The sequence below is a fragment of the Rubellimicrobium rubrum genome, from assembly GCF_006152115.1.
GTDB lineage: Bacteria > Pseudomonadota > Alphaproteobacteria > Rhodobacterales > Rhodobacteraceae > Rubellimicrobium > Rubellimicrobium rubrum.
This window is the reverse complement of sequence record NZ_VDFU01000005.1, coordinates 61,564-80,846: the sequence shown is the minus strand read 5'-3', so window position 1 is coordinate 80,846 and position 19,283 is coordinate 61,564. Positions and strand designations below refer to the sequence as shown.

General features: G+C 63.7%; 17 protein-coding genes and 2 pseudogenes. 11 read left to right on the top strand and 8 right to left on the bottom strand.

The window, feature by feature from the left end:
* Positions 1-30: 30 nt before the first annotated feature.
* Positions 31-780 (bottom strand): UMP kinase, encoded by a 750-nt coding sequence (pyrH, locus tag FHG66_RS06100; protein ID WP_139075863.1) that lies wholly within the window; start codon positions 778-780, stop codon positions 31-33.
* Positions 781-852: 72 nt separating this feature from the next.
* On the opposite strand from pyrH, the gene miaA reads away from it, so the two are divergent.
* From miaA to FHG66_RS06075, 6 genes and pseudogenes are all read left to right on the top strand, one after another.
* On the top strand, positions 853-1,713 hold the full coding sequence (gene miaA / locus FHG66_RS06095) for a tRNA (adenosine(37)-N6)-dimethylallyltransferase MiaA (protein WP_139075862.1): 861 nt from the start codon (positions 853-855) through the stop codon (positions 1,711-1,713).
* 150 nt (positions 1,714-1,863) lie between these two features.
* Positions 1,864-3,528, top strand: coding sequence for an ABC transporter substrate-binding protein (locus FHG66_RS06090; protein WP_139075861.1), 1,665 nt, complete (start codon positions 1,864-1,866; stop codon positions 3,526-3,528).
* An 80-nt stretch (positions 3,529-3,608) separates the two neighbouring features.
* Positions 3,609-4,636, top strand: a pseudogene (locus FHG66_RS06085) (ABC transporter permease).
* 404 nt (positions 4,637-5,040) lie between these two features.
* On the top strand, positions 5,041-5,397 hold the full coding sequence (locus tag FHG66_RS22850; RefSeq protein WP_425471708.1) for a hypothetical protein: 357 nt from the start codon (positions 5,041-5,043) through the stop codon (positions 5,395-5,397).
* Between the two features lie 14 nt (positions 5,398-5,411).
* Positions 5,412-5,885 (top strand): hypothetical protein, encoded by a 474-nt coding sequence (locus tag FHG66_RS22845; protein WP_425471707.1) that lies wholly within the window; start codon positions 5,412-5,414, stop codon positions 5,883-5,885.
* Positions 5,886-6,166: 281 nt separating this feature from the next.
* A pseudogene (locus tag FHG66_RS06075) lies at positions 6,167-8,097 on the top strand (dipeptide ABC transporter ATP-binding protein); the annotation flags it as partial.
* A 52-nt stretch (positions 8,098-8,149) separates the two neighbouring features.
* On the opposite strand, the gene FHG66_RS06070 reads toward FHG66_RS06075, so the two are convergent.
* Entirely contained in the window at positions 8,150-8,746 is a 597-nt protein-coding gene (locus FHG66_RS06070; RefSeq protein ID WP_139075860.1) for a lytic transglycosylase domain-containing protein, read from the bottom strand.
* 155 nt (positions 8,747-8,901) lie between these two features.
* Here FHG66_RS06070 and ssb point away from each other — a divergent pair, with 155 nt between their 5' ends.
* Complete coding sequence (gene ssb / locus FHG66_RS06065; RefSeq protein WP_139075859.1) at positions 8,902-9,420, top strand: single-stranded DNA-binding protein; 519 nt, start codon at positions 8,902-8,904, stop codon at positions 9,418-9,420.
* A 26-nt stretch (positions 9,421-9,446) separates the two neighbouring features.
* Here the strand turns inward: ssb and aroB are convergent, their stop codons facing one another.
* On the bottom strand, positions 9,447-10,541 hold the full coding sequence (gene aroB / locus FHG66_RS06060) for a 3-dehydroquinate synthase (RefSeq protein WP_139075858.1): 1,095 nt from the start codon (positions 10,539-10,541) through the stop codon (positions 9,447-9,449).
* On the bottom strand, positions 10,538-11,098 hold the full coding sequence (locus FHG66_RS06055; RefSeq protein ID WP_139075857.1) for a shikimate kinase: 561 nt from the start codon (positions 11,096-11,098) through the stop codon (positions 10,538-10,540). Before FHG66_RS06055 ends, aroB begins: the two co-directional genes overlap by 4 nt.
* A 187-nt stretch (positions 11,099-11,285) precedes the next feature.
* Between FHG66_RS06055 and FHG66_RS21500 the strand changes: the two genes are divergently transcribed.
* The 4 genes from FHG66_RS21500 to FHG66_RS06040 all read left to right on the top strand — a co-directional run bounded on the left by FHG66_RS21500 (position 11,286) and on the right by FHG66_RS06040 (position 15,106).
* Positions 11,286-11,441, top strand: coding sequence for a hypothetical protein (locus FHG66_RS21500; protein ID WP_176556150.1), 156 nt, complete (start codon positions 11,286-11,288; stop codon positions 11,439-11,441).
* A gap of 8 nt (positions 11,442-11,449) precedes the next feature.
* Positions 11,450-12,982: a hypothetical protein gene (locus FHG66_RS06050; RefSeq protein ID WP_246082482.1), complete on the top strand. Its 1,533-nt coding sequence runs from the start codon at positions 11,450-11,452 to the stop codon at positions 12,980-12,982.
* Entirely contained in the window at positions 12,979-13,908 is a 930-nt protein-coding gene (locus tag FHG66_RS06045) for a site-specific tyrosine recombinase XerD (RefSeq protein ID WP_139075855.1), read from the top strand. Before FHG66_RS06050 ends, FHG66_RS06045 begins: the two co-directional genes overlap by 4 nt.
* A 478-nt stretch (positions 13,909-14,386) precedes the next feature.
* Positions 14,387-15,106, top strand: a complete 720-nt coding sequence (locus tag FHG66_RS06040) for an invasion associated locus B family protein (protein WP_139075854.1) — start codon at positions 14,387-14,389, stop codon at positions 15,104-15,106.
* Between the two features lie 43 nt (positions 15,107-15,149).
* On the opposite strand, the gene FHG66_RS06035 is transcribed toward FHG66_RS06040, so the two are convergent.
* Genes FHG66_RS06035 through FHG66_RS06020 form a run of 4 tightly spaced genes read right to left on the bottom strand, consistent with a single transcriptional unit; the run spans position 15,150 to position 19,279 of the window.
* Positions 15,150-16,358 (bottom strand): beta-ketoacyl-[acyl-carrier-protein] synthase family protein, encoded by a 1,209-nt coding sequence (locus FHG66_RS06035; protein ID WP_139075853.1) that lies wholly within the window; start codon positions 16,356-16,358, stop codon positions 15,150-15,152.
* A complete protein-coding gene (locus tag FHG66_RS06030) occupies positions 16,358-16,615 on the bottom strand; it encodes an acyl carrier protein (RefSeq protein ID WP_139075852.1) in 258 nt (85 codons plus the stop codon). Before FHG66_RS06030 ends, FHG66_RS06035 begins: the two co-directional genes overlap by 1 nt.
* Before the next feature lie 30 nt (positions 16,616-16,645).
* Positions 16,646-17,728 carry a UDP-3-O-(3-hydroxymyristoyl)glucosamine N-acyltransferase gene (locus tag FHG66_RS06025; RefSeq protein ID WP_139075851.1) on the bottom strand — a complete coding sequence of 361 codons (1,083 nt, stop codon included), beginning with the start codon at positions 17,726-17,728 and terminating at the stop codon, positions 16,646-16,648.
* 27 nt (positions 17,729-17,755) lie between these two features.
* On the bottom strand, positions 17,756-19,279 hold the full coding sequence (locus FHG66_RS06020) for a L,D-transpeptidase family protein (protein WP_246082481.1): 1,524 nt from the start codon (positions 19,277-19,279) through the stop codon (positions 17,756-17,758).
* Between the last annotated feature and the right edge of the window lie 4 nt (positions 19,280-19,283).

Sequence of the window (19,283 nt, the reverse complement as noted above, 5' to 3'; positions counted from 1 at the left end):
AGGTGTTCCCGCCAGTTTCCGGAACGCCGCTCAGCCCTGGACGACGGTATAGGTCCCTTGTCCGGCGAGGATCCCGCGAAAGCCGCCCGGCTCGTCAAGAGAGAACACAATGATGGGCAGGTTGTTGTCGCGGGCCAGCGCGATGGCGGAAGCGTCCATCACACCTAGGTTCCGGGTCAGGACCTCGGTGTAGCCGACCCGCTCGTAACGCTTGGCGTCCGGGTGCTTCTTGGGGTCTTTGTCGTACACCCCGTCGACCTTGGTTCCCTTGAAGATCGCCTCGCAACTCATTTCGTTCGCTCGCAGAGTCGCGGCGGTGTCGGTCGTGAAGTACGGATTCCCGGTCCCCGCGGCGAAGATGCAGACCCGCTTCTTCTCCAGATGGCGGACTGCGCGGCGCCGAATGTAGGGCTCGCAGACCTGATCCATGGGAATCGCGCTGATCACCCGCGTGAAGACACCCAGATCCTCAAGGGCCGATTGCATGGCCAGCGCATTCATCACGGTGGCCAGCATGCCCATGTAGTCGGCCGTCGTCCTCTCCATCCCCTGCGCGGAGCCCTGAAGCCCACGGAAGATGTTGCCGCCACCGATGACCATGCAGATCTCGACTCCCAGATCCCGGACGCTTTTCACCTCTTGGGCGATGCGCTGCACCGTCGGGGGATGGAGCCCGTAGCCTTGGTCGCCCATCAGCGCCTCGCCCGAGATCTTGAGCATCACGCGCCTGAACGTCGTCTGCGGTGGCTGGGCCTCCGGGGTTTCGATCACGTCGTTCATCCCGCGCCTCCGCCTGCTTCCAACGGCGCCTCCAATGTCGCAAAGAGCGACAGGTTTCAATGGGAGGCGGCAATGGAACTGCATGGGATCTCCGCTGACCGGCCCGTGCTGATCGCTGGTCCAACGGCTTCGGGGAAATCCGCCCTCGCTCTCCGAATCGTGGAACAAGGCGGAGGCGTGATCGTCAACGCCGATGCGTTGCAGGTCTATTCAGGGTGGCGCATCCTGACCGCTCGCCCTTCCCGCGAGGAGGAAGTCCAGGCGCCTCATGCCCTGTTCGGCCATGTCGGCATGGAGCAGCCCTATTCCGTCGGCCACTGGCTGAGAGAGATGGCGCCGATCCTGAATGGCAACGAGCGCCCGGTGATCGTTGGTGGCACAGGCCTTTACCTCAGTGCGCTCACCAAAGGTCTGGCACTGGTCCCTGCCACCCCGCCGGCTATCCGGGCCGAAGCCGATGTCATGCCGTTGGACACGCTCTTGGCCCAACTCGATCCTCAGACCGCGGCGGGGCTCGACCAGCGCAACCGCGCCAGGGTCCAGCGGGCTTGGGAGGTGCTCCGATCGACAGGGCGGGGCTTGGCGGAATGGCAGGCCGAAACGCCGCCGCCCCTCCTGCCGCTAGAGACTGCCCATGCCTTCGTGCTGCGGCCGGAGGTGCCGTGGCTCAACGCGCGGATCGAAGCGCGATTCGACTCGATGCTACGCCAAGGGGCCATGGAAGAGGTCAGCGCTGCCCTGCCCGGCTGGAAAGAAGGATCACCTGCATACCGCGCGCTCGGGGCGGATCAATTGCGCGCTCATTTGATGGGGCAGATCGGCTTGGAGGAGGCGCGGCAGCAAGCCATCATCGCGTCGCGGTCTTATGCCAAGCGGCAGCGTACTTGGTTTCGTTCGCGCATGGCTAACTGGATGCCCGTCGTCTTGCCGTAAGGTGAAGGTGAGGTCGCTGCGCACTGTTGCGATGTCGAGTCCGGTCGTTGACCGGTACAGCTAGAGCGTGCCCAATGCGATCAGCCGTGCGTCGCGCAGGAAATGCATGCCCGATCAGCGTGCAAAGAATGCGGGTCAAGGGGAGTTGATATGACGGATCAGCAGAACGTCGACCGCGCCGTGCATTCTGCCGCACGGATCTATGCCGAAGAGGTCCGGAACGGAACGCTCTCCCGGCGCGAGTTCCTGACACGCTCGACGGCTTTGGGCGTCGCCTCGGCCACCGCTTACGGGCTGATCGGCCTGAAGGCTCCTGTCAGCGCGCAGGCGGCCATGGCTCCGGTCGAAGGCGGGACGGTGCGAATGAACATGGAACTCCGCCCTCTCAAGGATCCCCGCACCTGGGATTGGTCGGAGATCTCGAATTTCGCGCGCGGATGGCTTGATTATATGGCCGAGTACGAACCGGACGGCAGCATCCGTCCTATGCTCCTCGAGTCCTGGCAAGCCAGTGAAGACGCCAAGATGTGGACACTCAAGGTCCGGCAAGGCGTGAAGTGGAACAACGGTGACGATTTCACGGCAGAGGATGTGGTCCACAACATCCGCCGCTGGTGCGACGGCACCGTCGAGGGCAACTCGATGGCGTCTCGCCTCGGTGGCCTGATCGATCCGGCGACCAACCAGATGCGCGAGGACGCGGTCGTGATCCTCGATCCGGCGACGGTCCAACTCACCCTGTCCGAGCCCGACGTGGGCGTGATCGCCAACCTGACGGACTATCCCGCTGCCGTGGTTCACCAAAGCTATGACAACGGCGACTTCACCGATGCGGCCATCGGGACCGGTCCCTACATGCCCGAGACGAACGAGGTCGGTGTGCGCCAAGTGCTCGTCCGCAACCCCAACAATGTCTGGTGGGGAACGGCGGTGCACGGCGGACCTTACCTAGAGCGGATCGAGTACATCGACTACGGGACGGACCCCGCTGCGGTCCTCGCCGCCGCGGAGTCAGGCGAGATCGACGCAACATACCAGACGACCGGCGACTTCATCGACATCTACGACTCGCTCGGATGGGTGAAATCCGAGGCCATGACCGCAGCCACGCCCACTATCAGAGTGAACCAGTCGGTCGCACCCTACGACAACGTGGATGTGCGACGCGCGATCCAGATGGCCGTGAGCAACAGCGTCGTGCTGGAACTCGGTTACAGAAATCGTGGCGAGGTTGCGCAGAACCACCACGTCTCGCCGCTCCATCCGGAGTACGCCGACGTGACCAGCCCCGCGGTGGACCCTGCCGCCGCCAAGGCTCTTCTCGACTCGACCGGTTTCGGCGACCACGAGTTCGAGCTGATCTCCGTCGACGACTCTTGGCAGGCCGCGACCTGCGATGCGGTCGCGGCGCAGATGAGGGATGCCGGCTTCAACGTGAAGCGCACCGTTCTGCCGGGGGCGACGTTCTGGCCCGGCTGGATGGATCACCCGTTCTCGGCCACCGAGTGGAACATGCGCCCGCTCGCCGTGCAGATATACAACCTCGGCTACAAGACCGGCGGAGCCTGGAACGAGACGGACTTCAGCAACCCGGACTTCGACGCGTTGCTGGTCCAGGCCAATGGCTTGGTCGACCCGGCTGCACGTCGCGACGTGATGGCCAAGCTGGAACAGACGATGCTGGATCAAGGCGTGGTAATGACGCCCTACTGGCGCGCGCTGTACCGTCACACGACGACCAGGGTCCACGGCGCAGAGAAACACCCCACCCTCGAGCATCATCACTACAAGTGGTGGATCGAGCCGGAGAACTGAATTATCCGCAGGCTCAGCGGGGGACCTTGGCGGCCCCTCGCTCCTGACACCGCAGGCGAGCACTCGACAGGACGGACGTCATGCTGCGCCTCCTTCTTCGTCGTGTGGTCATTATGCTGGTCACGGCCCTGCGCCTGGCCTTCGTGGTCTTCTGGATCATGAACCTAGGCCCGAGCCTGAAGCGGATCGCGGTGACAGAGGTGGGCAGCCGCATCACGTCTGCCGAGATGACCAGTTGGCTTGACGAGAACGGCTACGGCCGTCCCTTGCTGCTTCGGAATGTGGAATGGCTCGGGCTGGTTCCGGGATGGACCAGCCTCGACGAGGACAGGACCCTTCGCGGTCGCTGCGTCGACCCAAGGCAGGATCGCGGGGCTGCGCCGAACCGCTGCGGCATCCTGCAAGGAGACTGGGACTATTCGCGGATCTTTCGTGCCGAGGTCGTGGCCCGCTCCCTTGGCCCGACAGCCAAGCTGATGTTCTGGGTCATGGTTGTGATGGTGCCGTCGGCCCTGCTCGTCGGGGTCGTGGCTGGCATGCGGGAGGGGTCGAAGACGGACCGCCTGCTGTCCACCGGTTCCATCCTTACGACCGCCACTTAGAAATAAGTATCGGGGGTCGTGTTCATCACAGTGTTCTCCTCATCTGCTGTCGGGCTGAAATGGTTCAATGGCTCCGCGACATCCGCAGCGGAGGACGCCAGGCTGGTGAACTTCTCCCTGCCCGTCCTGACCACTGCGCTCTATGGAATGGGCTACATCGCGCGGCCGACCCTGGCTTCGATGGCCGAGCCCAGTACATACGCCCAGCAAGACTAAAGAGTGTGAGCTTTCCCTAGGTGGTGCTGCGGCACGCGCTAAGAAACGCGCTGATGGCCCCGTTCACGGTCATCATGCCGCAGTTCCCGTGGCTACTGAACGGCGTTGTGATCGTCGAAACGCTGTTCAACTACAAGGGGTTTGCCTGGACTCTTGTTGAAGCGGCGGGCAACAACAACAATGAACTGCTCCTCAGCGTTTCCTTGGTGTCGGTCGTGGTTGTGCTGGTCATGCAGCTCATTTCGGATGTGGGTTATGTCTACCTCAATGCCCGCCTCCGGCTCTCCTGAGGTGCGACATGGAACCGATGTCATGGACCGGCAGCTTTGGGCTAGTTTTGAACCCGCTCCTCCTTGTAGCTCTGGCTCTTTTCGCAATCGGCGTCGTTCTGTTTCTGGCTGCGGGTTTGCTGCGTCCAGATCTGCGGCACAAATGGATTCGGCTGGCACTATCACTATGAAGGCGGGCGCGCAGGACTGGCTTATCTCGCGCTGAAGGTGTCATGCAGGCTCATCGCTGTCGTCGTCCTGGCCTATGTCGTAGGCGGGATGGTCATGCCGTGCGGGAGCTCGGGACTCGTAGGAGCGATGCCCGAAGGTTCCTCCTCGTTTGGGCTGATCTCTCGGTTGATTCAATTATGTCAACGGCCTGTATCCAAAAGCTCGGTCTTTGAGGCAGGATTCTCGACTCTCCCGTGGGTGTGATCGGCTTCGTTCTAGTGCCGTTCTGGGTCTGCAAGGCGGTAGCCGTCGGCGCGTTCGACCTGATCGCCATCCATGATCCGCTCTCGGTCGTGTCGGGCCTCAAGAACAAGCCACCGGGCGTGCCGGTTCCCGGAGCCGAGGTAATGATACCGGGCTGCCACTACCTCTTAGGTGGAGAAAACCTTGCCCGCGACGTGTTCTCGCGGACGGTCCACGGCTCCTCCATCGTCATGCAGATTGCACCCCTCGCGACGATCTTCTCCTTCATGGTAGGCATCACCTGGGTTTGGCGGCCGGCTACTATGGCGGGTGGCTCGAAGGAGCGCTGTCGTTCCTTGCGAACCTGATCCTGGCTTTCCCCATGATCCTTCTGTTCTATCCGCAGGTCACGCCAGAGATCCTGGAAACTGGCCTGCCCAGCTACATAGCGATCGTCCTTTTCGCGTTCCCGCTCGCCTTCGTCGCTGTCCTGATATGGTCACGTTTACAGAGCCAGAGGTCGAAGGTCCTTGCGATGCTGGCAGTCAGCATGGCCGTGCTGGGCTGGTTTTACTTGTCCCTGATCAGCCAGGCCGGGACTCCGGTCGCGTTCCTTGGTGCAATCGATCTCTTCGATGCGCCGTCAGGGGTGCTTGTCGTCTTTGCTTCCGTCTTTTTCGGGAATGCGGCGACGGTGTTCCGGATCGTCCGGGGTCTGGCACTGGATCTGAAGACGCGCGACTACGTGGCAGCCGCCCAGACCCGAAGCGAAGGGGCTTGGTACATCATGCTATGGGGGATTTTTCCCGATGCGCGTGGACCCCTCGTCGTAGATGTCTGCCAACGCATTGGCTAAACCACCAGCCTGCTTGGCAACTTGGATTTTCTCGGCCTTGGCTTGGCTCCGGACAGCCCTGACTGGGGGTCTAGCATCAACTCGGGCAGGCAGCTCCTGTTGGTGTTCCCCCATCCGGCCCGTGTTCCCGCCGTGGCTTTGCTCAGTCTGGTTCTAAGTCTGAACCTCCTCGCGGACGGACTGCGGGAAGAAAGCTTGAGGGATTGAGGCCATGACCTCCTCCCCGGCTCTGGGCACCTTGGGATCCGCGGCTGCGCTACTAGGACGACCTGTCCGACCCATCCATGGTCGCGCTCGGGATCAAGCAGGACCTCGGGGTGAACGGTCGCATCACCGGCGGCCGTATGGTGTTCAAAGGTCGAGACCTGTCTCGATTGTCACCGACGGAACTTCGGGCCCTACGCAGTGCCGGGATTGCCATGATCTACCAAGAGCCCATGGCTTCGCTGAACCCTGCCATGACGATCGGCAGGCCGCTTATGGAGGTGTCCATCATCCATCAGGGAGCCACCGCAACTGAGGCACGGGCCTGCGGCCTTGAACTTGCGTTCGACGTCAAGCTGCCGGACCCTGAGCGCACCCTGCAGAGCTACCCGCACCAACTCTTTGGAGGCAGCAGCAGCGCGCCTTCATCGCCATGGCCCTCATGGCCCGACCCTCGCTTCTTCTCCTGGATAAGCCGACCACGGCTCTGAATGTGATGGTAGAGGCGGCCGTCATGGAGCTAGTCCGAGACCTGGGCAGGAAGTGCGGCACGTCGGTGCTGTTCATCAGTCACGATCTCGATCTCGTGCAGGAGGTGTGCGACCGGATCTGTGTAATATACTCCAGCGAGGCGGTCGAACGGGGACGCGTAACCGATGTCCTCTCGCGGATGCGGCATCGATACACACAGGCCTTGTTCCGGGTGATCCCGCTCCCCGGGACAGACAAGAACCTTCGGCAGATCAAGGCCATACCAGGCAACTTTCCCCTGCCGCATGAACCTCCGCCCGGGTGCAATTTTGGGCCCCGCTGCGACTACTTCCAGCCCGGCCGCTGCGATGCCCAGGAAATTCCCATGCTCCCTGCTGGCCTGGATGAGCGGCACGACACCCACTGCCTTTGAGTGCAGGAAATCGGCTGGGGCGCTCCTGCCGGGTCTGGCGACGTCAAGCAACGATCTGATCCTGGTCCCGTCGGCCTTCGGGTGGAGAACCTTCGCAAGTACGACGACGTCGGTGGTGGGCCACTCGGCGGCCGCGCCCTGCAGGTTGTCAAGGTCAACGAGGACGTGAGCTTCGATGTACGGGAAGGCGAGACCCTCGCCATTGTGGGTGAGTCCGGCTGCGGCAAGAGCACGTTTGCCAAGGTGCTGACGGGCTTCGAACACGCGAGTTCAGGCCATGTGATGCTGCACGATCGGGAGACCCGGGACACACCGGTCCGCATGCGGGATCCCAGAACCGTCGCGGCGGTGCAGATGGTGTTCCAGAACCCCTTCGACACCCTGAAACAGTCGGAGACCGTGGGACCGCAGATCACGCGGGCCCTGAAGATGTTTCCCATCGGCACGTCGGATGCTGACCGCCGTGGCCGGATACTGAAGCTCTTCGACCAGGTGAAGCTTCCCCGAGCCTTTACAGACCGGATGCCGCGACAGTTGTTGGGCGGGCAGAAGCAAATGGTCGGCATCGCACGCGCCATTGCAGGTAGCGCCAAGGTGGTCATCGCGGACGAGCCGGTGTCCGCCCTCGACGTGTCGGTCCAAGCCGCCATCACGGACCTGCTCATGGAGATCCAGCGCAACCAACGGACCACCCTTCTGTTCATCGGCCACGACTTATCGGTCGTACGCTACTTAAGCGGCCGGGTCCTCGTGGTGCATCTTGGTCATGTCGTCGAGATCGGCACGACAATCGACATCTTCGCGCCGCCCAACCATCCGCTTACTAAAGCCCTCTTGTCGGCGGTGCCGGTCGCGGACCCTACCATCCGGAAGACCCGCATCGTTCTGGAGAATGATATCCCTTCGGCCATGAACCCTCCGGCGGGCTGCCCGTTCCAGACCCGATTCCGCTGGAAGAGCGACGTTCCCGGCGACCTGTGCGAGCGCGAGGTGCCACCATTGACGCAGCTTGCGCCGGGCTACGGGATCAAGTGTCACCTATCCGACCCAGCGCTGTCTCGAATGGAACCTGTGCTCCAGAACGCTCCGGAATATTCGGAATAGGCGCGCTTCGTGGTCGTCACGATGCGCGACGACCGTGCCCCTGCTTTGACGATCAGTTACCCCAGATCGCCCGGACGTATCCCTGCGTCTCAACGTAAGGCGGGATGCCGCCATGCTGTATCACGGCCCCGGGACCAGCATTGTAAGCTGCCAGGGCGAGGTCCCAGGTCCCGAAACGATCGAACTGCCGGCGAAGGTAGCGCGCGCCCCCTTCAAGGTTCTGTTGGGGATCCATGGGATCCACGCCCAACAGGCGCGCAGTGTCGGGCATGAGCTGCGCCAGACCGATCGCGCCTTTGTGCGATACCGCGCCCGCGTTCCAACCAGACTCCTGCTGAACCAGACGGAGAAAAAGATCTTCCGGCACCGCGTGACGGCGGGCGGCGGCTCGGGCCAGCTCAAGCAAGGGACCGCTGTATCGGCCGGCGTAAGCCACGGACGCGACTCCTGGCAGCGGCGGGACTTCTGCCTTGGGGGGCTGGAGCCTGATGGAGTTGTTGTACTGTTGGGCGGCCCGGCCATCCAGCACCGACAGCTGCGACGCAAAAAGACTGGACCTGTTCATCGTCGACACAGTGTCCGACCAAGCTGCACCCGCCAAGGCCAGCAAGGCCGCAAATGCGGCTCCGGCGCGAACCGATATGCTCATGCAAGCCCCCTCGTCACCCAAGCCCAAAGGCTACTGCAACGAGCCCCTGAGTCCAGCGGAATTGTTCCTCACAGCCCGTAGGGCTTTGCATGTCCCGGCCCAAAATGGTCTAAGACGTCCAAGTTCTAAGGCAGTGGCACGAAGGGAGACCAGCTATGGCCGGAGTCAACAAAGTCATTCTCGTTGGTCGGCTGGGCCGTGACCCCGAGGTGCGGAGTTTCCAGAACGGCGGCAAGGTCGTGAACCTGCGACTCGCGACCTCGGAGAACTGGAAGGACAAGGCGACAGGGGAACGCAAGGAAAGGACCGAGTGGCACAGCGTGGCCATCTTCAACGAGAACCTTGGTCGCATAGCCGAGCAGTATCTTCGCAAGGGCTCGAATGTCTATGTCGAAGGCCAACTCGAAACCCGCAAATGGCAGGATCAATCCGGCCAAGACCGCTACACGACCGAGATCGTCCTGCGCCAGTTTCGGGGCGAGCTGACCTTGCTGGACGGGCGCGGCGGCGATTCGGGTGCCCCGTCGGACGACATGGGCGACGATCAGGGCGGCCGGTACGGTGGCGGGCGCAGCGGCGGTAGCGGAGGCTACGGCGGTGGCTCCTCGTCCGGAGGAGGATTCGGCGGCGGGCGCAGTGGCGGGGGCGACCTCGACGACGACATTCCGTTCTGAACAGGATGGGCGGGACTGATCCCGCCCTACCCGTTCCTGAGCGTGGCGAGCACCAGGTCTTCAGGAACATCTTGCGCGACGAAAGCCTGCCCGATTCCTCGGGCCAGGATGAAGCGCAGCTTCCCTCCAACTGCCTTTTTGTCCTGCCCCATGAGGGACAGCAGGTCGGCAGGTCCGGGCAGTTGGCCTGGGACATCGGCCAGGGCCGACATCATTCCCATAGCGCCCAGGTGCGCCCGGATGCGCGATGGCTCCTCCTGGCTGCACAGCCCCATTCGCGCGGAAAGGTCGAAGGCCAGACCAAGGCCGATCGCGACAGCCTCCCCATGGAGCAGGCGGTCCGAGTAGCCGGTCGCCGCTTCCAGGGCGTGGGCGAACGTATGACCCAGGTTGAGAAGCGCGCGATCGCCTTCTTCGGTTTCGTCGCGCATGACAATCTCGGCTTTCATCTGGCAGGAGCGGCGAACAACTCGATCCAGGGCGGACCCGTTCTTGGCGAGGATGGATGGCCCGCTGCGTTCGAGCCATTCATAGAAGTCCCGATCCCCAAGCAGACCGTATTTGACGACCTCGCCGTAGCCCGACAGGAAATCCCGCTGTGACAGGGTTGTCAGCAGGGTTGTGTCCGCGAGGACCAGGGTGGGCTGGTGAAACGCGCCGACCAGATTCTTGCCCTGAGGCGTGTTGATCCCGGTTTTTCCGCCCACCGAGGAGTCAACCTGAGCCAACAGCGTCGTCGGAATTTGCACGAAACGCACGCCCCGACGGAGAATCGCTGCAGCGAAGCCGGTCAGGTCGCCGATGACCCCACCGCTTAGGGCAACGACCAGGTCGCGGCGCTCGACCTTCTGCTCCAGCAGCCATTCCACTGTCTGGGACAGATGCTCCCAGCCCTTGGTGCCTTCCCCGGGCGGTAGAACCAGAACCCCCGCGGAAATGCCCTCCGCCTCCAGTGCCGCCGCAAGCCGCGGCCAATGCAGGGCCGCGACATGCGCATCGGTGACGACGGATACACGCGGCCGGTGCAGGAAGGGTTTCAGGAACCGGCCAGCCTGGTCAAGCAGGTCCGGACCGATCTCTATGCTGTAAGCCCGTCCGGGCAGGTCCACGCGAACGCTCATGAAAGCTCCAGGATGTCAGGCCGCGTGGCGAGCACGTCCAATGCACGGCTCGCCGTGTCCTCGATGGAGAAGCCCGGTTCGGACCGGACGGACAGATCGGCCAGGCGGTAGATCGGTACACGCTTCTCGTAGAGACTCGCGAGAGTTCCCCTAGGATCGGCGGTGCGCAACAGCGGCCTCGTATCCTTGTGCCGGACACGGTCCCATAGAGTCTCGAGATCGACGTCCAGCCAAAGCGCGACGCCAGCATCCGTTATGGCCCGGCGATTCCGCTCGGCCAGATAGGCACCGCCGCCGGTCGAAAGAATGGCCGGCGGGCCGGTCAGGAGCCGTGCAATCACCTCCGCTTCTCGATCACGGAAGAAGGGCTCGCCGTCGCGGGCGAAGATCTCGGCGATCGAGGCGTTGGCCGCTTCCTCGATGGCGGCATCACTGTCCAGGAAAGGAGCCCCGACCCGCGCGGCAAGGGCCTTGCCGACGGCAGTTTTGCCGGATCCCATCATGCCGACAAGGACAACACTGCGGCGGAGGTGCGGACCCTCGGCACCGCTTCCCATCGCGCTCTTCTTTCGTACTCCACCGCCTGCCATGCCCTGCGCCAAGCCTGAACTGTGCCCGCGGCGCCGCGCCCGGCCCGCGTCTCGTTGTGCGTCACCCGACCTAATGGGATGAACTCCGCGAAAAGACCATATACAACACGAACGGACGGCCCACAGATGGCCGACAGGGTTTCGAGGCAGAGCAATGTGGCGACTGATCAAGGTTCTGCTGGTCCTGGCAATTCTTGCCGGGATAGCGCTGGTGGCCTATGCCTATCTCGGTCCGATCCTCCTGCCCGGGGATTTTACCGCGCCAGTGCGCGAGGTCGTGCAGCCGGTTGACCTGGATCTGGACCAGTGATGCGGCGCATGTCCGTGATAACCATGATGGTGGCCCTTGGCGGACCTGTCATGTCACAGGAGGACGGTGCGCCGTTATCGGCCATCGATTGGCTGTCGCAAAGCGTGGAAAGCGCACCGACCGTCGCAGCTTCGCGGCCGCAGGCTGTCGAGCCGCCGATTACCAGCACCGGCACAGCGCCGGGCGTTACGGTGACTCCCCTGGAGGACACTCAGTCCGGCCCTTTGGGAGTTCTGCCGTCCGATGTGACGGGTCTTCCCATCGGTCTCTGGGCCAGGAGCGACGAATCCACCCTCGTCTCACTGATCCGGGCCGAGCAGGTCGAAACGCTGCCGGCCCTTCAGGATCTGCTCGTGACCTTGATGCTGGCCGTGGCTGAGCCGCCTGTCGGAGGCTCTGGGGACGCCCTGTTCCTGACCCGGGCCGACAAGCTGCTCGACATGGGTGCGATCGAGGCGGCCCAAGCCCTGCTCGAGTCGGGTGACCTGCTGGATCGAGAGGTGTTTCGCCGCTGGTTCGATGTATCGCTCCTTCGTGGTACCGAATCCGAAGCTTGTGCCATGCTGGAACAGCAGCCGACACTCGCACCGACACTGATGGCGCGCGTGTTCTGCGTGGCTCGCAACGGGGATTGGAATGCAGCCGCGTTGACGCTCAACACCGCCCGCGCCCTGGGCGACGTGACGCCTGACGAGGAGGCTTTGCTCACCAGGTTCCTCGATCCCGAACTCGCCGGTGAGGGAGAGGACCTTCTGCCTCCCAGCCGCCCCAGTCCCCTGGTTTACCGTCTCAAGGAGGCGGTCGGAGAGTTGATGCCCACGTCGGGCCTACCTCTTGCGTTCGCTCATGCCGATCTGCGGGACACGGTGGCATGGCGTGGGCAGATCGAAGCGGCCGAAAGGCTGGCTCGGCATGCCGCCTTGTCCGAGAATGTGCTCCTGTCGGTCTATACGGCCCGCGCTCCGGCGGCTTCGGGGGGGGTGTGGGATCGCGCGGCGGCGATCCAGGACCTCGAAGCGGCGCTCGAATCGGAGGACGACGCGGACCTTGCCCAAGCGCTGCAGGTGGCCTGGGCAGCCATGGAGGATGCAGGCCTTCAGGTGCCTTTCGCCCGGATCTACGGTGAGATGCTCCTCAGCCGTAGGCTCGACGGCCCGGCCGCACAACTGGTGTATCGCATCGCTCTTTTGTCACCGGCCTACGAGGCTGCGGCTCGATCCCATACGCCCCGCTCGGTTGCCGAGCGGATCTGGCGCGCCGTCGTGACAGGGGAGTTCGCTGACGTCGAGGCGAAGGACGCACCCAGCGCAGCCGTGCTGGCCGGCTTCCAAGCCTCCTCCCCTTCCGAGAGCCTTGCCTCCGCCATTGAGGAGGGCCGGGTGGGCGAGGCCGTGCTGCGCGCCATCGCGGCTTTCCAACAGGGCCTGGACGGCGACCATCAGGCCGTGACGGACTCCATTGCCACCCTTCGTGCCGCCGGGCTTGACGAGATCGCGCGCCGGGCCGCGCTCCAGTACCTCATCTTGGACGCAAGGACATGAGCGCGTCCCGCTGGGTCGAGGCTTTCCTCGACTCGTTGACGGCGGAACGGGACGCGGCGTTGAACACTCGGCTGGCCTATCGGCGTGACCTGCACGCCTTCGTCGACTGGCTGACCCGTCGGGGTGGCGATGTCATGACAGCGCAGGATGCCGACATAGACGGCTATCTCCAGGCTTGTGATGACCAAGGCTTGTCCAAGGCGACCCGGGCACGACGCCTGTCTTCCGTCCGGCAATTCTTTCGGTTTCTCAACGAGGAAGGGCTGCGCCCGGACAATCCGTCCCTCCGATTGGCCGGACCCGGCCGGGACCGGAAACTGCCCGGCATCCTTGAACTGTCAGAGATCGAATCCCTGATCGAGGCAGCCCGGATTACCCCTCAGGACAGCCTTCGCAACGTCTGTCTGCTGGAACTGCTCTATGCCACAGGCATGCGGGTCAGCGAGTTGGTGTCGCTGCCGGTGGCCGCTGTCCGGGGCGACCCCCGGGTCATTCTGGTCAAAGGAAAAGGCGGCAAAGAGCGGCTCGTACCTCTGTCACCTCCCTCCCGTGAAGCCTTGGCGGCTTGGCTGGTGGAGCGCGACCGCACTCAGGAATGTCAGGTTCGTGGCTCTCCACCATCCCGCTTCCTTTTTCCATCCCGTGGCGCGGCAGGTCATCTGACTCGGCAGGGGTTTTTCGGGCTGCTCAAGACCTTAGCCGTGCAAGCTGGTTTGCCGCAGGAAAAGGTCACACCCCACCGCTTGCGCCATGCTTTCGCGACGCATCTGCTGGCCGGTGGGGCCGACCTCCGGTCCATCCAGGCGATGCTGGGGCACGCCGATCTCGCGACAACAGAGATCTATACGCACGTTCTGGACGAAAGATTGCGCGAACTGGTGCTGACCCATCACCCATTGGCCCGACCCGATAGTGCTGAGCAGTAGTCTCATCCGTTTACCCCCTAACTGTCGCAAGGACTTTGTGGGCGGATGGAGATCAGCACCGCCGACGATCATGTGGGCAATGGACGGTCGTCTCCCAGTGACAGTCTCAGGTCGATCCGGGCCCGTCAGTGGGACCCACGGCAGGTTTTCCCTAAGCCGTTGTAACGAGCATCCTCCCCGGCCCCGATCCGCGCGTTCTGGCGCGGCCGCTCTGGCAGCGGTACCATGGGTTCGTGATCCTGAGCCCCGATCTCAAATTCGTTGACGACTTTTAAGGCTTGTCCTAACCTGCGCTCGAAAGCTGGCCAAGTCCGGCAGGGAGCGAACATCAAAGGGGTGCGACCACGCACCCCTTTTTAGTTTGTCCCATCTTGGATGTCCTTTCGTTGATGACGTGTCGGGTTGGTGACCCCTGACACTTCGGCCACGGCATGCTAAGCGCGGGCGCGACACCACAATGCGAACGGACCTCATCCGAATGTCGATCTCCCTGAAGCCACTTACCTTCCTTGCCCTGCTGGCCTTGGCCGCGCCCCTGGCCGCTCAGGAAACTCCGGCGGCTCCGACCGAGGAACCTGCAGCGGAACCACCGGCCGCCCCGGCGACCGAGGGTGCGGACGAACAGGAGCCTGCAACCGCACCCGATCTGGAGATGGGTCAGCCCATCGAAGGCGCCGCCGCTTCGGGTGAGCCGCGCGTGGGCGAACCATACATCCGGGAGTCGTTCGGTGACTGGGCGCTGCGGTGCCTCAAGGCCGAGGAAGCGCCAGATCCCTGCCAGCTGTACCAACTTCTCGAAGACGAGGAAGGAAACGCGGTTGCCGAGATCAGCATGTTCCCATTGCCCGAGGGACAGCAAGCTGCGGCTGGAGCCACGATCGTGGCTCCGCTCGAGACGCTTCTGACCGAGAACCTGACCCTGTCGGTAGATGGCACGGGCGCCCGCCGTTACCCCTTCACTTTCTGCAACCGCGCTGGTTGCGTAGCCCGTATCGGGCTGACCATGGAAGAAATCGACCAGTTCAGGCGTGGGAACGCAGCCCAGTTGTCGCTCGTCCCGGCGGCGGCGCCGGACGAACGCGTCAATCTGACGATCTCCCTGTCCGGCTTTACGGCCGGTTTCGAGTCCAGCTCGGTCCCACCGGATGCCGCCACGACGGATGCGGCTCCCCAAGAGGCTGCGCCGCAGCCTGAGTAACCTCGCGAACGGCAGGGGCTGTCTTATCGAGCAGCCCCCGTCGTCATGCGGTCCTGAGAGCAACCACTGCGTTCAGGCCGCCAAAGGCAAACGCGTTCGATAGGCAAGCCGTGACCTTGGCTTCCCTGGCAATGTTCGGAACGACGTCCAACGGGCACTCCGGATCGGTGGCATCGAAGCCGATCGTCGGCGCGATCACCCCTTCTCGGAGTGCCAGCAGACAGGCCAAGACCTCGACCGCTCCGGTTCCTCCGATCAGGTGCCCGTGCATCGACTTCGTCGAGGATACGAGAAGGTGGTCAGCCGCAGGGCCAAAGGCTTTTGCCAAGGCAAGGCATTCCACACGGTCATTGGCCGTCGTCCCTGTCCCATGCGCGTTGACATAGGCGATGTCCTCGGCTGCAAGGCCGGCATCGGCGAGGGCAGCCGAAATGGCCCGCTGCGCGCCATCAGCCGAAGGCAACACGATGTCCTTGGCGTCGGCAGTCATGCCGAAGCCCGCGAACTCGGCCAGGATATCGGCACCACGCTCAACCGCATGGTTCCATTCTTCTAATACGAAGACGGCCGCGCCCTCTCCTTCGACCATTCCGTTCCGCGTGGCACTGAAGGGACGGCACCCATCCTCCGACATGACGCGCAAGCCTTCCCAAGCCTTGATGCCGCCGAAGCACAACATCGCCTCGGAGCCGCCGGTTAGCATGACATCGGCCATGCCAGACCGGATCATTTGGAACGCCAGACCCATGGCGTGGTTGGACGAGGCGCAAGCGGAGGAGACCGTGAAGACCGGCCCCTGCAGCCCATGCTCCATGCTAACCGCGCTTGCAGCGGCATTCGCCATGAGCCGGGGGACCACAAAGGGATGGACGCGATTCTTGCCCTCTTCGTACACCGACCGATAGCTGTCATCGACTGTCGAAAGGCCGCCACCACTGGTGCCCAGGAGGACGCCCGACCGGCAGGCCAACTCCTCATCGATGCTGAGCCCTGACTGCTTCATCGCCTGCGCGGCAGAGATCACGGCGAACTGGGTGAAGCGGTCGTACAGGGCGATCTGCTGGCGACCAAAATGGGCGGTCTCATCGTAGTGCTTGACCTGCGCCCCTATTCGCACGGACAGGCGGTCCGCGTCGCGGATCGTCAGGGGCCCGATGCCGCAGACGCCATTCCGTAAAGCTTGCAACGTCGAAGGAACATCATGGCCAAGGGCATTGATGGTCCCTGCCCCGGTGATCGCGACACGCCGCATCAAGCGCGTTCCATGACAAGCCTTTCGACCGCCTTGATCATGGCGCCCACCGTGGACACGTCGAACTCACTAGCCTGAGGTTCATTGGCGTTGAAGGGCACGCGAAGATCGAACGCCTCCTCGATGGCGAATATGCTCTCGACCAGCCCGAGTGAGTCCAGGCCAAGGTCGGCCAAGCTCATGTCCTCACGGATGTCGGATGGTTCGAGCAGCGCCTGCTCGGCGATGATCGCGATGACGCGCTCGCGCGTGTCCATGGCTGCCCCCGGTCCCAGATCGCAGGTGACTTAGCCGTCCTGACGCCGCTTTGGAACCCCTGCGGCAAGGTCACGCAGAATCCGGGGCAGCCGACGAAGGGCCTTGTAGCTTTCGATTTGCAGGTCCATCCGAGTGGCCGGATTTCCCATCATGACGCGTCCCGCGGGCACGTTGGACAGGATCGAGGCGGCGCCGGTGACGACAACGTCGTTCCCGATCACGAGGTTGTCGCCTACCCCGGCCTGTCCCCCCAACACCACCCGGTCGCCGATCACTGTGGAACCGGCGATGCCGACCTGACCACACAAGAGACAGTGCTGCCCCACCACCACATTGTGGGCGACCATGACGAGGTTGTCGATCTTGGTGCCGCTGCCGACCCGCGTGGGTCGGATCGTTCCAGCATCAATCGTAGCGCCCGCCCCCACCTCCACATCGTCGCCGATGTCCACGCCCCCAAGGGAGTGGATCCGATGCCAACTCGGATCGGTCGGGATCGTCACCTCACCCCGCCCTAACGAGTCCCGAGCAACCTCGACATGGGACGGCTCGGCGGTCACAAAGGAGAACCCATCGCCCCCGATCACCGCGTTGGGCTGCAGAATGACGCGAGCGCCGATCGATACACGACGCCCGATCCGCACGCCCGAATGGATCAGGGCCCCGTCGCCGATGCGAGCACCCGGAGCTATGGTTACCTGAGGTCCGATCCTCGTTCCCGCGCCGATCTGGGCATCAGCCCCAATCACGGTGAGGGCACCGACGGCGACGCCTTCGCCTAGGCGCGTAGTGGGATCAACCTGGGCCGAAGGGTGGACCCCTGCAGGGTAAGGGTCTTCATCAAGCATCCTTGTCAGACGAGCCATGGCCAGCCGCCCCCGGGGCGCGAGGATGGCAGCCTTCAATCCCATCGACTGCCAATCCGCGTCAGGCCACAACAGGGCTGCAGATGCGCGCCCTTGTGCAAGCGACGCCGCCCAGTTCGGAGCTAGAGCCAAGGCAAGGTCGCCTGGCCCAGCCGCAGCGGGCTCGGCTGCACCGGTCACCTCCAAGTCGAGACGCCCTACGGCCTCGGCACCAAGCGCTTTGGCAATCTCACCGATCGTCGGCATGAGCGTCCCCGTGTTTTCGGGAGGTTCCTACCCCTGGAGCGGCGCGGCCTCCACCCCTTCAGCCTCCAAGGCGGCCCAAATCTGCGCATCGCGCCCGTAGACGTCGCGCCTGAACTGCAGCCCGCCGCGAACATTCGTGAATGCGGTACGGTACTCGAGATGGACGGGGATCGGCTGCTCCAGGTTGACCCGCGTTTCCGCGCGGGATTGCAGCTTGGCCTCGAACTCCCCTTTTGGATCTGAGGTCTGTCGGGCCAGCAGATGATAGGCGAAGTCGCGTGGCTGCTGGAGGCGTATGCAGCCATGGCTGAAGGCCCGAGCCTCACGCTGGAACAGATCCTTGGCCGGCGTGTCGTGCAGATAGATGTTCCAGGGATTGGGGAACATGAACTTCACCAGCCCCAAGGCGTTGTCGTCCCCCGGCGGCTGGCGCATCGAGTACGGGAAGCTCGAAGCGGAGTACGAGGCGAAGTTCACCGCACCCCGATTCACTACGTTCCCCGACGAGTCGGTGACCTGCAGATGCCCTACCGCGTTCGGGTTGCGCTGCAACTGTGGTAGGTATTCCTTGACGATGATCGACCGGGGCACGAACCAGCTTGGGTTTACGACCATGAACTCCATGAGGTCCGAGAACTCGGGCGTCTGACGGTCCTCGGCATCGGCACCGATGACGGCCCGGGTTCGGAACGTCGGCACGTCATTGTCCACGATCATTGCCGTGAAGTCGGTCAGGTTCACCCAGACATGGCGCGCACCACGTGGGGCCGCATTCCATCGTTCCCGCTCCAGCGCGACAAGGACGGATCGCAGGCGGTCCGAAGCCGACAGGTTAATCTGCTCCAAGGTGCCCTTGCCTGCCACGCCGTCAGGCGCCAATCCGTGCGCCAACTGGAAGCGCTGCACCGCTTGCGTCAGCGCGTCGTCGTAGCGCGCGCTGGCGGTAGGAGCGAGCCAGCCCATGTCGATCAGTCGGTCACGCAGCGCACGCACGGTGGTGCCGTCCTGCCCGGGCTCGAGACCTTCGACGGCCACGTTCGCGCCCCACCCACCGGAAGCGATCAATTCTTCCAGTCGCATCTTCTCGCGCAGGAGGCGGGGATACTCGGAGGTGGACGGGGCAAGCCCGCGCAGGAAGGCGACCGGCTCTTCTTCCGGAAACACGGTGATGACGGCCAGCGGATCGGCCGCGAGCACCGCGCGCTTGATGTGCGGATTGACCGTGGACGGCACGAGCATCCCTGCGTTCAGGTCCCCGGCCAGCCTCAGGAAGGCGCGGCTCATGTCGACCTCGGCGACCCCCTGGTCGTACGGAGTGCTGGCACCCTGAAGGGACCTGACCATCGCCTCGGGGTCATGGCGACGGGCACCCAGCCCATGGAGCGGCGCTTCGGCCATCGCAGCCAAAAGCGCATTCCGCCGCCGGATCACGGCATCCTCCGTGCCGGTCCATATCCCGGAGAACCCGCGGCTGCGGTAAAAGGCCGAGAGAACCTCATCCCGCGCGGCAGCCTCGGCCACGCCTTGCCGGAATCCGGTAACGATCGACATCGCG